Source organism: Raineyella sp. W15-4 (assembly GCF_033170155.1).
Classification (GTDB): Bacteria; Actinomycetota; Actinomycetes; order Propionibacteriales; family Propionibacteriaceae; genus Raineyella.
In genome coordinates, this window is sequence record NZ_CP137079.1 from 3,168,199 (window position 1) to 3,181,441 (window position 13,243).

Below are 13,243 nucleotides of genomic sequence, written 5' to 3' on the forward strand. Positions count from 1 at the left end.
CGGGGATCATCCTAAGGTGCGGGCCGCACCGCCCTCGGGAAGCCCGATGCCGTGGGCAGCGCCGCGGCTCACGCCGCGCGGAACGACGACCGCCCCAGCACCCGGCGATGCGCGGCCTCGTACAGCACTGCGGAGGCCAGTTCGGCGATCAGCAGCCCGACGAACACCAGGGTCAGCTGATGGCTCAGCACGCCGGCCATGGCCAGTCCGAAAGTCAGCACAGCCGCCGCCGCCCGCAGCAGCGTCATCAGCCGAGCCCGACCGGCCCGGCGCAGCGAGGTGAACGTGATCGTGGTCGGCAGCGACGCTGCCCGCCAGGCGCTGGCCGCCAGCAGCGGCAGCAGCATCGGCGTGTTCCGCCACGCGGCGCCGAAAAGGAAGCCGAGCAGGCCGGTCACGTCGAGAACGATCAGCACCGCGACCGCGCCGACCAGCGCCACCGCGGCGAGGGCGATGTCCAGCGGCGAGTGTTCCTTGAGCAGCCGCAGCCGCATGAAGGTGAGCGGAATCGCGAGCAGGCCAGTGACGGTCGACACGGCGGTGAAGAGCACCGCCTGCGCCGGCCCGATCAGGCCGAGCAGCATGGCGTTGATCACCGGGTAGGACACCCCGGTGATGGCGGTATCCAGCAGCACCCAGTTCCGGATCGACGGGTCGGACGAACTGGCCGCATGGTCCATCCGCCGGGCCCGGACCAGGGTGGCGACCCCGATCGCTGCCCCGACCGGTACGAAGCCGAACGCCGCGAGGCCCGTGTAGGCCAGCGCCAGCCCGGCCAACGCACCGAGACCGACCGCGAACGAGCTGATGATCTCCTGGGAATCGCGCCGTTCGGCGACCGAGACGCCCCGGCCGACCTCCAGCGCGGCCAGCACGATCGGGATGCTGACACAGACCAGGGCCGGGTGGAGCGACCCGGCCATCAACGCCACCGACGCCACCACGCCGGCCAGGACGAACCAACGCGGGAACACCACCCGCCGCGCCGTCCCGGGAGTGCTCAGCCTGGATTCGACGATGATCGCGAAGGACAGCTGGCCGAGGAACGTGCCGGCCATCACAAACGTCGAGATGATCCCCTGGGCCTGGGTGTCGTACAGCCGGGATGCGATCGACAGGGTGGTCGCCGGGATGACCGCCAGCGCCGCGCCGCCCACCATCGAGCCGACGCTGCGAAGCGCGGACCGTACATTGATCGTCCCCAGGTTCATCGCCCCGATCATCGGCTGACGGCGGTCATTGAGGAGCTCCCCACCGTGCGGCCCAGCAGCCCCTCGACGCGTCCCAGGAAGGACCACCACCCGTCCAGGGGACGGTGTGCGGATCGGTGTCGCACGCCCACCAGCAGCCCCGCCGCCGCGAACGCCGCGCACCACCACCAGGGGTAGTGCCAGCGAGCCAGGATGCGGGCGGTGCCACGTCCGTAGGCCCGGATCTTGCGACGTCGCTCCGCAGCGCCCAGCCCGGCGGACTGTCCGACCCCGCCGACATGGGTGTCCGCCGGGCCCCAGACGAACCCCTCGGCCTGCCCCCGGTGCAGGGCCCGGAGCAGGAGATCGGTCCCCTCGCCCGCCTGCCAGGGGGTGGCGGCCCCCGTGCCCAGCTCGGGGTCGAAGCCGCCGAGTCGGTCGACGATCGATCGCCGGATGAGGAAGCCGGGCTCGATCGCGTTCCAGACGTTCCACCGGTCCAGCGGGGTCCCGGGCGGCGGGAGGATGAACTTCGGACCTTCTTCATCGACGACGGTCAGACCGCCGATGCCGATACCGGGCGCCAGCAACCGGATCCGGCTGATCATGCCCTCGGCGAACCACGAAGTGTCGTTCGGGAACATCACCATCGGGTCCTCCCCCGACGGCAGTGACGCGACACCCGCGTTCCGTCCGATCGACAGGCCGCGAGGGGATGTGATCACCTCGACCGAGAAACTCGCGGAGTAGCCGGCCGCGAGCGCTCGCAGCGCATTTGCATGGCCCTGGGCCACCACCACCACGCGATCGCCGGCCTCGAGCTGACCGTCCAGGGAATCGAACAACCGGGTCAGCGGGTCGATCCGGCCCAGCGTCGTCACCACCAAGGCGATCCGGTCCGACCGGCAGGGAAGCTGTGCGTCCGGCAATCTCACTCCTCGGGTCGCAGTTCGCGAGCAGTCTACGCGGGGCCCGCCGGCCTTTCGACGTTCACTACGCTGAGCGGAGAGCCAGCAGCCAAGATCGTGAGGTCCCGATGCGCATCGCCGTCGTCTTCGACTGCCTCTATCCGTTCACCACCGGTGGCGGGGAGAAGCAGTACCGCCAGTTCGCGGAGGAGTTCGTGAAGGGCGGGCACGAGGTCGACTACCTGACCCGGCGGCAGTGGGACGGCCCCGATCCGGACCTCGACGGGGTCCGCGCCCGGGCGATCGCACCGGCGTACGACCTGCATGACGCCGAGGGGGTCCGCCTGCCGGTCACCGCGCTGAGGTTCGCACTCGACGTGTTCCGCCACCTGGTCCGGCACCGCGACACGTACGACGCGGTGATCGTCTCGGCCACCCCGGTGCTCAACGTCTTCGCGGCCCGGGCGGCGCTGCTCGGGTCGCGTACGGTCCTGGCGGTCGACTGGCTCGAGGTGTGGACCCGTACGCAGTGGCTGGAGTACTCCGGACCGGTGGTCGGGCGGGTCGCCGACGCGCTGCAGCATCTCGCGGTCCGGCTCTCCCCGCTGACACTGGGCCATTCGCAGCACACCGTCGACGGCCTGCGGGCCAACCGGGTGCCGCGCGAACCTGTCCGCAGCCCCGGGCTGATCTCGGCCGTCCGCGACGTCACACCGCGGCTGGAGACTCCGGAGGAGACCGAGCCGATGGTGCTCTTCGTCGGCCGCCACATCCAGGACAAGCAGGTCGATTCCCTGCCCCCCGCCCTGGCCGAGGCCCGCGAGGACCTGCCCGGCCTGCACGCGGTGATCTCCGGCGAGGGCCCCGAACGGGACCGGGTGATCCGAGCCGCGGCGGAGGCCGGGGTGACCGACGCGGTGGAGTTCCCCGGGTTCGTCGAGGAGGCCGAACTGCACCGGCTGCTCGCCGAGGCCTCCTGCCTGGTCAACCCGTCACGGCGCGAGGGCTACGGACTGGTGGTCGTCGAGGCGGCCTCGTACGGCACTCCGTCGGTGGTGATCGACCACCCGACCAACGCGTCGACCGAGCTGATCGAGGAAGGCGTGAACGGTTTCGTCGCCCGCTCGGCCGGGGCGGTCGACCTCGCTGCGGCGATCACCCGGGCGGTCCGCGGGGGCGACGCGCTGCGCCGGACGACTCGGGCCTGGTACGAGGAGGCGATCCGCACCCGGACGATCGCGAAGACCGCCGAGGGCATCCTCCGAGCCCTGGAGAACGCCCGCGAGGCCCACCGATGATACCCCCGCGACCGACCCGGATCCTGGTCGACCTGCTCTTCTACACCGGCACCCGCGGCGGGATGGAGTCGGTGGTCCGCAACCTCTACGGCGCGCTGACCCCAGCGATGCTGCAGGGCGTCCAGTTCGCCGCGCTGGCCTCGCGGGAACTCGCTGCCGCGGGGGCGCCGTGGTTCCCCGGCCGGGTGATCGATTCCGGCATCGCCTCCTCCGGGCGCATCGGCTGGGCGCTGGGCGAGCAGGTCGTCGGCCTGCGGGCGGCTCGGCTGGGCGCGGACGTCGTGCACTGTCCGGCCAACTTCGGCCCGGCGCTCTCCCCTGTTCCGGTGGTGCTGACCGTCCACGACCTGATCTCGTTCCGGTTCCCCGAATACGTCCCCGGCCGACTCGCCGGCGTCCAACGCGCCCTGCTGCGGGCGGGCGCCCGGTCCGCGCGCCGGGTGCTCACGGTGAGCGCGGCAACCGCCACCGACCTTGAGGAACAGCTCGGCCTGCCGCCGGAGAAGGTCCTGGTCGTCCCCCCGGCCGGCAGCGGTCGACGCGCCACCGGAGTGACCCGCCGGGGCACGCTGCTGTTCAGCCTCGGCAACCGGATGCCGCACAAGAACTTCACCGGCCTGCTCGAGGCGCTGGCCCGGATCGCGCCGGCCCGCCGGCCGCGCCTGCTGATCACCGGCGGCGGACCGGACGACCCGCTCACCGCCGAGGTGGCCCGGCTCGGTCTGGAGGACTGGGTCGAGCTCGCCGGCTGGCTGCCGTCGGAGCAGGTCGACCGGCTGTACGCGGAGGCGACGCTGCTGGTCTTCCCGACGCTGTTCGAAGGGTTCGGGCTGCCGGTGCTCGAGGCGATGTCGGCCGGCTGCCCGGTGCTGTGCACAGACCTGCCGGTGCTGCACGAGGTGGGCGGCGAGGCGGCGGCGTACGTGGACTCGCGGGACCCGCAGGCCCTCGCCGACGCCATCGTGCGGCTGCTGGACGACCCGGCCGAGCGGGATCGGCTCGCCGTGGCGGGAACGGCCCGGGCCGCGGAGTTCTCCTGGGAACGTACGGCAGAGCAGACCCTGTCAGCCCTGGTCGCTGCCGCACGGGGCTGAGGAGCGCTCCGGGTCTCCGGCTCACGGCCTCGCTGACGCAGGACTACAGCGGGGGCTCAGTCCCGCTCTCGCGGTTCCGCCGGGTCGACCTGTTTCCCCGGCTCCTTGGGGGCCTCCAGCACGTCCGCATACCGACTGTTCGCCTCGATCAACGCCACCCGGCGGGCGAGCCGAAAGATGAGGTCTCGCTGGCTCTGCGACTTCAGATACTGGGTGAGGGTGTAGAAGAGGAACGCGCCGGTGACCGTGTAGAGCAGCAGGTCGGCGCCGCGACCGATGCCGGCGAGGTTGGCGACCCGGGTCATCAGATTCGGATTGAGCACCGCGACGATCATCGCGATGACCAGCAGGACCAGCCCGACCTTCACCGACGCCCGGGCCCCGTGCGAGCCGCGTGAGGCGAGGATCAGGTAGCCGAGGAGGACCCCCAGGGCGATGATGGCGATCTGGACGAGCATCAGCGGCTCACCTTCCTCAGCAGGGCGTCGAAGGCGATGTTGATCGCGTTCACGATCGACTGCCCCTTGCCGCGGGAGTATTCGGTGTAGACGATCGTCACCGGCACCTCCTGGTAGCGGTACTTGTGCTTGGCGATGATCTCGAGGATCTCCGAGGCGTGCGCCATGTCCGGCATGGTGATCTGCATCTCCTCGGCGACCTTGCGGTTGAAGACCCGCAGCCCGTTGTGGGTGTCGGTGAGCTTCAGCCCGGACAGCGCATTGCTGAACGACGTCGCCATCCGCAGCACGACCCGCTTGGTGCGGGTCATCCCGACCGCCTCGGCGCCGAGGAACCGGGACCCGAGGATGATGTCGTCGCCGGTCTCGGCGATGGTGTCGAGCATCGTCGCGACATCCTCCAGACGGTGTTGGCCGTCGGCGTCGTACGTGACGAAGTACTCCACCCCGGGGATCCGGCGGGCGAACTCGATGCCGGTCTGCAGCGCGGCCCCCTGGCCCATGTTGATCGGGTGGTTGACCAGATAGGCGCCGGTGGCGGCGATCTCGTCGGCCGACCGGTCGCGGCTGCAGTCGTTGACACACACGACGTGGGTGTAGTCACGCAGCACGTTCTCGACGACGCCACGGACGACGGTCTCCTCGTTGTACACGGGAATGATGAAGGCCACGTCCGAGCGCATCTCAACCTTTCCGGGGGTCCATCCCCGATCCGGGGTACCTCCCCGATCATAAGCGGTGACGGGCCGGCGGCCTGCCAGGCGGCGGCAGTGGAGAAACTCCCGTCTCGGCGAGTGTTCCCCGGCCCCGCCCCCGCCGCATGGCAGACTCGCGTCACACGTCACTTCGGGGGAGTCGATGCAGAATCTGGCATTTCCGGCGACCGGGCCCGTTGTCCTCGATGACCCGCTCGACGTGGAGCGCCTGATCAGCTACCTGCGGCAGCCGACCCGCCGTCGGCCGGTGGCGGTGCTCACCGTGGGCCCCCAGCAGTCGACGCCCTACATCGATCCGGCCACCGTCTGGCAGACCGGCGCGGGCCGGGTCGATGTGGTGACAATCCCGAGCAGCGAGCTGACCCTCACCTTCACCGAGCGCCTCGAGGATCCGAGGGCCGGCGTCTACCACGGGGCATGCCGGGTCTACCCGCCGGGCAGCAGCTGGGAGAGTGATCCCTTCAGTGTGCCGCTGCGGATGGCGCGGAACCGCCGGGAGATCGACGCCCTGCCCGATCACCTGCTGCTGGACGTAAAACGCGAACGCGACCGTACGCTCAGCCCGGCAGCGACGACACCGAGATCGGCATCGACAGCCCCGGGCACACCATCGACGGCGCTGGATACCGCGGCGACGACACCGGACGGCGAGGTAGCACCATCGGACGGCGACACGACGACACCGGACACCGGCGCCACACCCACCGACGCCGCAGCCGGCTCACCCCCCGACACGCCGAAGCCTGACCACCCGGTCCCCAGACCCCTACAGGCCGGCACGCCCCCGCAGGCCGACCCTGATCCCCGGGTGCCGGTCCCCGTACGCCACGAGATCGCCACGGACGAGCAGGCCATGGCGCTGGGCGCCCACCTCCGCAGTCCCGCTCGGCGGCTGCCGACCGTCGTGGTGTCGCGCGCCACCGGCGCGTCAGCTGCCTTCGCTGACGTCGGTCAACTGCGCGACGACCTCGAGGGCCTGGCGGACGTCGCCGAGATCACCACCGTGGAAGCCAGTTGGGCGTTCAGCCGCGCCGTGCCCGACAGATGCCAGGTGTACGGCGGCGCAGGCCGGGTCTATCCCCTCGGCACCGATTGGGAACTCAACCCCTACTTGTCCCCGCTGCGGTTCGCCTACCGTGAGGCCGACGGTGGCCAACTCACCGGCACGCTGATCGGCGACGCGATGCGGATGGCCTCCGCCACTCCGGCCACCCCGTCCCCGACAGCCGGTCGCGTCGCGGTCACGGGTGAGGTGACGGGCATCGTCGCCCAACGCGCCGTGGTCACCTACCACGGCCAGGAGCACGGAGTGCTGTGGCCGGAACTCGTGGAGCCCGGGCTGCCGGCCGAGCGGCTCTTCGCCAAGGGCATGCGGGTCGAGGGCGAACTCGACCCGGTGAGCCGGCGGATCGATGTCCGGGGCATGCGCCGGCCGGCGGACGACGCCCTCGCCGGCTATCGGCCGGGCCAGACCATCCTGGTCCGGGTCGCCGAGGTCGAAGCCGGCTCCTGCCGGGTGGAGCTGTTCCCCGGATTCCTGTGCAGCATCCCGGCCGACTACGCGGCCGAGGACCTGACGGATCTGCGGGAGCTGGTGACCGCCGGCGACGTCCTGCCGGCCTGGTTCGGCGGGCGGGACGAGGCCACCGGCGAGTGGCTGCTGTCCTTGCGGGAGGCCGAGGACGCGGTGGATGCGGTCCCGGCACCCAGCATCCTCGACGGCGGTCCGCCGTGGCTGGTCCCGACCGCACGCCGGTCGATCGCAGCTACCGCCGAGGACGCGACCGCCCCGGATGCCGCCGCGCTCCCCACCGAGGCGGCGCCGGTCGACAGCACGCCGTCCACTGCCATGCCCTCGGACATGCCATCCGCCGCCACCGACACAGCGCCCACCGCCGCCTCTCCAGCCACCGCTACGCCTGTCGTCACGCCACTCGGCCTCACCTCGCGCGACCCGACCGGGACAGAGCTGTCCGAGGACCCCACGCAGTTCCTCGAGGCGCTGCGGCGGGACAAGGACCAACTCGTGGCTCAGCTCACCAGAAAGAAGGAGCGGATCGCCACCCTCGAGTCCGAGCTGGCCGCGGTGAGGTCACAGTTGCGCCGCGAGATCCGCCACGCAGCGAAACGATCGGGCCCTGCCCCGGACGACAGCGGGCTGTTCGAGCGCGACGAGGATCAGCTGGACTTTGAGATCCGGCAGGCCTGGGCACGGATGATCCCGGCGTCGGAGAAGAAGGACCTGCTGTTGACGTCGTGGACGTACGGCCCCGACTTCTTCGCCACGCTGCGGGCGGTCGAGGGGGTGTCCCGCGACAAGGTCGTCGAGGTGATCGTCCACGTCCTCACCGGCCGCGACGCTACCCTCGCGTCGCGCCAGCTGCATCGGCTGCGCACCGGCACCGGCGGTGACGATGCGCCGGTCGTCCGCGGCCAAGGGGAGACCTGCTGGCGGGTGAGCCTGCAGAACAGCACGGCCAGCGCCCGCCGCCTGCACTACTGGCGATGCGCCGACGGCTCGATCGAGCTGAGCAGCATCCGGGTGCACGGCGACTTCCGGCCCTGAGCGGACCGGGGCCGGGCGGCCGCGGTCTCCAGCGGCCTCACCGCATCACACAGCGGTCCACCCTGGGTCGGTTCGCTGCCCCACCGGTCGCGGTAGCCGCCGTGTCAAGGATCTCGAGGAGGTGAGGATGATCACAGCCGACCGTGCACAGAGGTACTCCCTCCGGACCCACTGATGACTAAGCTTTTACACGGTTGACCGCTTCGCGGGTGCCGAGATTGACGGGCGTACAGGTCCGAGATTGTGAATTTTTGGCGATCTGTTGTGTCATCCCGGACACCTGCAACACCTGACGGTCATGTCGTCATTGGGGGATGATGATGGTCAGAATCTGGTGGCTCTCACCGGTTCGAACACGCTGCTCGCCGGTTCGGCTCTCTGCTCCACACCCTACCGACCTCTTTCCAATGACGGAACAATGAGAAACAGCCGGCTCAGCCCGGCGCGTATTGAGGATAGTCCAGATATTCTTCAAGGTTGAGACCAAGAAGCATCCGGAGAGCTGGTACACCGCGACCACCACGTGCCGCAACGGCCACACGACATACAAGAAGCAGGCCGACACATCCAGCGAGTACAAGTGCGCATACTGCGGCTAGGTCGTTCCCTGATCGAACGCCGACACCTTTTCATGAATACACTAAGACGAAGCGGGCTGCACGCCTGACTTCATCGTGCTACATTCACATCTGCAAGGAACTAGCGGGATTTCCCGCACCAAGAGGGGGAGCAAAATGACTGACGATCTGCATACGCTGGTGACGGCAACGGCCACTTGGGCCGTGGTGGTCAACATCTCGGAACGCTGCAGCGGACACTGCGTCGGCGAGTGCCGGAATTTCTAGGATGATCAACGATCGGGTGGCCGTTCCGGACTGCGCACAGTCCGGAACGGCCCGCCTCTCCAAGGAACTGTTCTGGGTGCCGCTCGAGGACGATTCCGGCATGCTCTACGCACCCCTGAGGGGCGCCCTCTTGCAGAGTCGCACAGCGCTTCTGGAGCGGCTTCAGGAGGCGCTGACTTCCCCGGAACCGATGTCCTCGAGCGACCCTCACCTGTGGGAGTTCCTCGTCGAGCAGAGCTTCGCGTCACCCGACCCCGAGCCACTGGTGCGACCGGATCACGGGCAGCGGGCAGGTAGCTTCGCACCGACAGGTGCGATCATCATGACCACGAACGACTGCAATCTACGCTGCCGATACTGCTGGGCCGCAGCCGGCGAGGCTACTCGGGTCACCTTTCCGATTGAAATCGCCGAAGCCACCGTCCGCATGGTGGTGGACAATGCCCGAGCGCAAGGAGTCCAGCCCAGGATCGCATTTCACGGCGGCGGGGAGCCGACGTTGGCGATCAAGCTGATCCGACACGTGGTGGAGTACGCCGCAACATATATGGAAAGTTCCGGCGGTACCGAAGAAATGGCCTTCAGCCTGGTAACCAACGGCTGCATCTCTGAGAACACTGCTCATTGGCTCGCAGAAACCATGGATGACGTCATGGTGTCGCTTGATGGTCCCGCCGAGGTGCATGACGCGCAGCGACCGTTCGCAAAGGGCCACGGCTCTTTCTCCTCGGCGTTCCGGACTGCCAAGATCATCGAAGCGGGAGCAGCAACGCTGACGCTCAAAGCGACAATAAGCGAGTATGCGGTCGGCAGCATGTCCGAGATCACCCGCTTCTTCTGTGAAAATTTCGCCAACGAACGCTTCTATCTCGGACCGGCGCTCATGGCGGGTCGAGCACTTCGGGGCGGCTATGGCGAGCCCCGCGCCGAGGACTTCGTGCGCGAATTCCTACGCGCGGAGGGGGTTGCCCGAAAGTACGGACGCCAGATCGTTCCGTCAGCGGCTGTCCAGGTGTTCCCGGAGGTGACTGCCCGCTACTGCGGACTGTCGGATCCGAATGTTGCCATCAATCACCTCGGAATGGTTTCGGCCTGCTATGAGGTTGTTGATCCCGGTGATGCACGATATGAGATGTTCGGCTACGGTCAGTACGATCCGGTGCGCGAGGAATTCATCTTCGACGACGCCCGCCGGCAGCGCCTGCAGGCCTGGGATCTCAAGGGAATCGAGCACTGCCGCGACTGCTTCGCGCGGTGGCACTGCGCAGGAGACTGCCAGGTCCGCAACCTGCGTTTCGAGGATGCGCTGCCAATCGGGGAAACCGACATGCGGTGCGCCATGAACCGTGCGCTTATCCGGGCCCGACTGCAGGGCTTACTCTCCGGCGGAGCCGCCCAGGACCTCTCGTCCACTGAGCAGTCAGCCTTCTGCTGACTGACGAGGCCGACAGCGGGTGCAGTTGAACCGCTGGCCCAAAGCTGTCCGACGGGCAGGTCCAGCCAGTACGGGACACAACGCCCCCTTCCGTGTAGGCACGATGTGCGTACACGGAAGGGATCGCCACGCTCGGTGCGGAGCCGGAACAGGCACGGACGGCAGCGCCTGTCGAGGCCCGTCCGTCCGAGGACTCGGTTCAGGGCAGGACGACGATCTTCCCCGGCGCATGCGAGGACTCCAGCGCGGCGAACGCCGCCGCCACCTCGTCCAGGTGGAACGTCGCCGCGACCGGGAACACCACTCGCCCGGCGGCGATCTGGTCGACCAGCCCGGCAAGGTTCTCCGCCGTCCGGGCGGCGCGCTCCACGTTGCGCACCCCGAGCTCGGCGAGGGCCGCGTACGCCGCGATGGCCGTCATCCGGTCGGTCGGAACACCGAGCCGGACCCCGGCATCGAGGGCTTCACGGCCATGGCAGTCGACCACCGCGGTGACCGTGCCGTACGAGGTCACCCGGTCAGCCAGCACCTCCCCGTACCCCACGGGCACGACACCCAGCGACCGGAGGAACTCATGGTTCCGCGCGGACCCGGTGCCGAGGACCGTCGCACCCGCCGCGATTGCCAGTTGGCTGACGACGAGACCGACCCCGCCGGTGGCGCCCCCGACCAGGACGGTGTCACCGGGCCCGACCGGGACGGTGACCAGGCAGGAGACGGCGGTGAGCCCGGCGATGTCCAGGCCGCCGGCCACCTCGACCGGAACAGTCTCCGGCCGGTGGGTGAGGCCGGCGGCGGGGGCCACGACCCGTTCGGCGACGGAGCCAGCACCCCGGCCGAGCACCTCATCACCGACCGCGACCGGCGTCCCGTCCCAATAGGTCGCGTTCTCCCCGACCGCCTCGACCGTGCCGGCCAGATCGGACCCGACGCGCCGCGGGAACGGAGCGTCGGAACGGGCGAAGCCGCTGCGCAGCTTCGCGTCGATCGGGTTCAGGCCCGCGGCACGCACCCGCACCGCCACCTCACCATGGCCGGGCGCAGGATCGGCGACCTCCCCGACGAAGAGGACCTCAGGACCTCCGAGCTGGTCATACAACGCTGCTCTGCTCATGCCCCTATTCTGTCCCGCCGGTGGTCATCCCGGGCAGTCGCCGCTGCCGCCATCGCCGGGCAGGGCCTTCGCGGGGCAGCCCCACGGCCGGGAGTGAACGGCCCGGCCGGATTCAGCGGGTCAGGGCCTCGGCCGCGGCCTTCGCCTCCGCGGGAGATGACGTCGCGTCGTCGGCGACGATCATCAGGATGACGTGGTTGCCCGCGACGCCGATGCCTTCGGTCCAGCGGGTGCCCTGGGTGGTGCGGCGCCCGGCGTACCAGCCGTCGCCGGTGGCCAGTGATTCGGCGACCGTGGGGGCGCTCGTGCAGGAGGTGAGGATCTGCTGGTAGGCGTTCGCGTAGCCGGCCGCCTGGGCGGGGGCGTCGAACGACAGGGCCAGCCCGTTGCCCGGCCGGCCCTGGCCGTCCAGGTAGGAGCCCATCAGTGCCGCGGATGGGCGGGCGGCCGGGGTTCCGGTGGTGCCAGGGCAGGACGGCAGCGCCTCGGTGGCCGCCTGCTGGGCGTCCAGGCCGTGCACCCAGGTGCCGTTCGGGACGTACTCGTTCTCGGCCGGGGGCCGCTCCTTGGCGGAGAACCCGAGGTAGCCGGCGGGTAGGGACGCGGCCGACAGGTCGCCGGCGGTCGACGGGGCCGGGGTGGTGGGCCGGGCGGACGCCGAGAACTGCGGCAGGCCGGAGACGAGGCCTGCGGCACCCTCCGAGGGCTGGGCCGATGAGCTCGGCAGCCAGGACGCGGGGTCGAGGGCCGAGCCGCAGCCGGAGGTCGCCAGCAGGATAGCCGCGCCGAGACCGGCGGCGATGGCGAGACGGCCGGTGGTGGCCGCGGTGTAACGGGAATGACGCGACATCTGGTGTGTCAGGACGGCACCGTACGGTCCCCCTGAAACTCCTTTCGTTGCTGCCTGGGCGACAGGACCGGGCCGAGGCCGTCCCTGCGGCCCGGGCCTGTCGCCGGTGGGGCTACTTCTGGAAGTGCTGGTAGTCGCGGCCCGGGTTCCAGCGGCCGCCCCAGAACCATCCGCTGCCCTCGAGGGCGCGGGTCAGCGTCGAGTCGGTGCGCAGCACTGCCGGGTCGGTCTGCAGACGGTCCTGCACCCCGCCGAGGATGTACTGGCTGCCGTTGCCGGGCCACCAGGTGCCGTTGCCGTCCCGGTAGGGATTCTCCACCGTGTTCACGTCCACTGCGGTGCCGTACGAGTGGGGGCTCTGGGAGTACGGGTTGCCGACCACCGCCCGGCAGTTGAACCCGGACGTGTTGTCGGCCGCCATCTGAGTCGGGTCGTCACCACCGAAGGCATTCGGATTGGTGATCTGGCGCATCTCGTAGCCGGAACCGTACGCCTTGCTGAAGGCGGAGATGACGTCGTTGACGACGCTGTCGCGGACGATGATCTGGCCGCGGCGCAGGTTCCCGTCGAAGTCGCGGTAGTCCAGGTCGATCGTGCGCAGTTGGGCCGGCCCCACCGGGCAGCCGGCGCGGTAGGTGGAGGCAACATCGGCGGTGGTGGTCTGGCGCACCGACGGGTGCAGGTCCCAGGTGATCGCGGTGCTGCCGGCGCGGGTCCACGAGACGGTGCCGTGCTGGAAGTTGCTGGCGGAGCTTGTCAAGTTGTTTGT

The 13,243-nt window shown here is 69.7% G+C and carries 11 protein-coding genes; 4 read left to right on the forward strand and 7 right to left on the reverse strand.

The features are described 5' to 3' along the window. Nucleotides 1–68: 68 nt before the first annotated feature. Together R0145_RS14765 and R0145_RS14770 are read right to left on the reverse strand one after the other, a co-directional pair. A complete protein-coding gene (locus R0145_RS14765; RefSeq protein ID WP_317837630.1) occupies nucleotides 69–1,211 on the reverse strand; it encodes a hypothetical protein in 1,143 nt (380 codons plus the stop codon). A gap of 8 nt (nucleotides 1,212–1,219) precedes the next feature. Continuing rightward, a complete protein-coding gene (locus R0145_RS14770; RefSeq protein ID WP_317837631.1) occupies nucleotides 1,220–2,119 on the reverse strand; it encodes a hypothetical protein in 900 nt (299 codons plus the stop codon). A gap of 107 nt (nucleotides 2,120–2,226) precedes the next feature. On the opposite strand from R0145_RS14770, the gene R0145_RS14775 reads away from it, so the two are divergent. Together R0145_RS14775 and R0145_RS14780 are read left to right on the forward strand one after the other, a co-directional pair. Next, a complete protein-coding gene (locus R0145_RS14775; RefSeq protein WP_317837632.1) occupies nucleotides 2,227–3,396 on the forward strand; it encodes a glycosyltransferase family 4 protein in 1,170 nt (389 codons plus the stop codon). Then, nucleotides 3,393–4,490, forward strand: a complete 1,098-nt coding sequence (locus R0145_RS14780; RefSeq protein WP_317837633.1) for a glycosyltransferase family 1 protein — start codon at nucleotides 3,393–3,395, stop codon at nucleotides 4,488–4,490. The genes R0145_RS14775 and R0145_RS14780 overlap by 4 nt, the downstream gene beginning before the upstream one ends. Nucleotides 4,491–4,546: 56 nt before the next feature. On the opposite strand, the gene R0145_RS14785 is transcribed toward R0145_RS14780, so the two are convergent. Together R0145_RS14785 and R0145_RS14790 are read right to left on the reverse strand one after the other, a co-directional pair. Further along, the gene (locus R0145_RS14785) at nucleotides 4,547–4,948 is read right to left on the reverse strand and encodes a DUF2304 domain-containing protein (protein ID WP_317837634.1); all 402 of its coding nucleotides are present in this window, start codon (nucleotides 4,946–4,948) and stop codon (nucleotides 4,547–4,549) included. Then, a complete protein-coding gene (locus R0145_RS14790) occupies nucleotides 4,948–5,631 on the reverse strand; it encodes a glycosyltransferase family 2 protein (RefSeq protein WP_317837635.1) in 684 nt (227 codons plus the stop codon). Before R0145_RS14790 ends, R0145_RS14785 begins: the two co-directional genes overlap by 1 nt. 175 nt (nucleotides 5,632–5,806) lie before the next feature. On the opposite strand from R0145_RS14790, the gene R0145_RS14795 reads away from it, so the two are divergent. Next, complete coding sequence (locus R0145_RS14795; protein ID WP_317837636.1) at nucleotides 5,807–8,230, forward strand: hypothetical protein; 2,424 nt, start codon at nucleotides 5,807–5,809, stop codon at nucleotides 8,228–8,230. An 846-nt stretch (nucleotides 8,231–9,076) separates the two neighbouring features. Beyond that, the gene (locus R0145_RS14800; RefSeq protein WP_317837637.1) at nucleotides 9,077–10,510 is read left to right on the forward strand and encodes a radical SAM/SPASM domain-containing protein; all 1,434 of its coding nucleotides are present in this window, start codon (nucleotides 9,077–9,079) and stop codon (nucleotides 10,508–10,510) included. Nucleotides 10,511–10,709: 199 nt separating this feature from the next. On the opposite strand, the gene R0145_RS14805 is transcribed toward R0145_RS14800, so the two are convergent. From R0145_RS14805 to R0145_RS14815, 3 genes are all read right to left on the reverse strand, one after another. After that, nucleotides 10,710–11,624 carry an NADP-dependent oxidoreductase gene (locus R0145_RS14805; RefSeq protein ID WP_317837638.1) on the reverse strand — a complete coding sequence of 305 codons (915 nt, stop codon included), beginning with the start codon at nucleotides 11,622–11,624 and terminating at the stop codon, nucleotides 10,710–10,712. A gap of 112 nt (nucleotides 11,625–11,736) precedes the next feature. Next, nucleotides 11,737–12,474 carry a hypothetical protein gene (locus tag R0145_RS14810; RefSeq protein ID WP_317837639.1) on the reverse strand — a complete coding sequence of 246 codons (738 nt, stop codon included), beginning with the start codon at nucleotides 12,472–12,474 and terminating at the stop codon, nucleotides 11,737–11,739. 112 nt (nucleotides 12,475–12,586) lie between these two features. After that, entirely contained in the window at nucleotides 12,587–13,234 is a 648-nt protein-coding gene (locus R0145_RS14815) for a M15 family metallopeptidase (RefSeq protein WP_317837641.1), read from the reverse strand. Nucleotides 13,235–13,243: the final 9 nt, after the last annotated feature.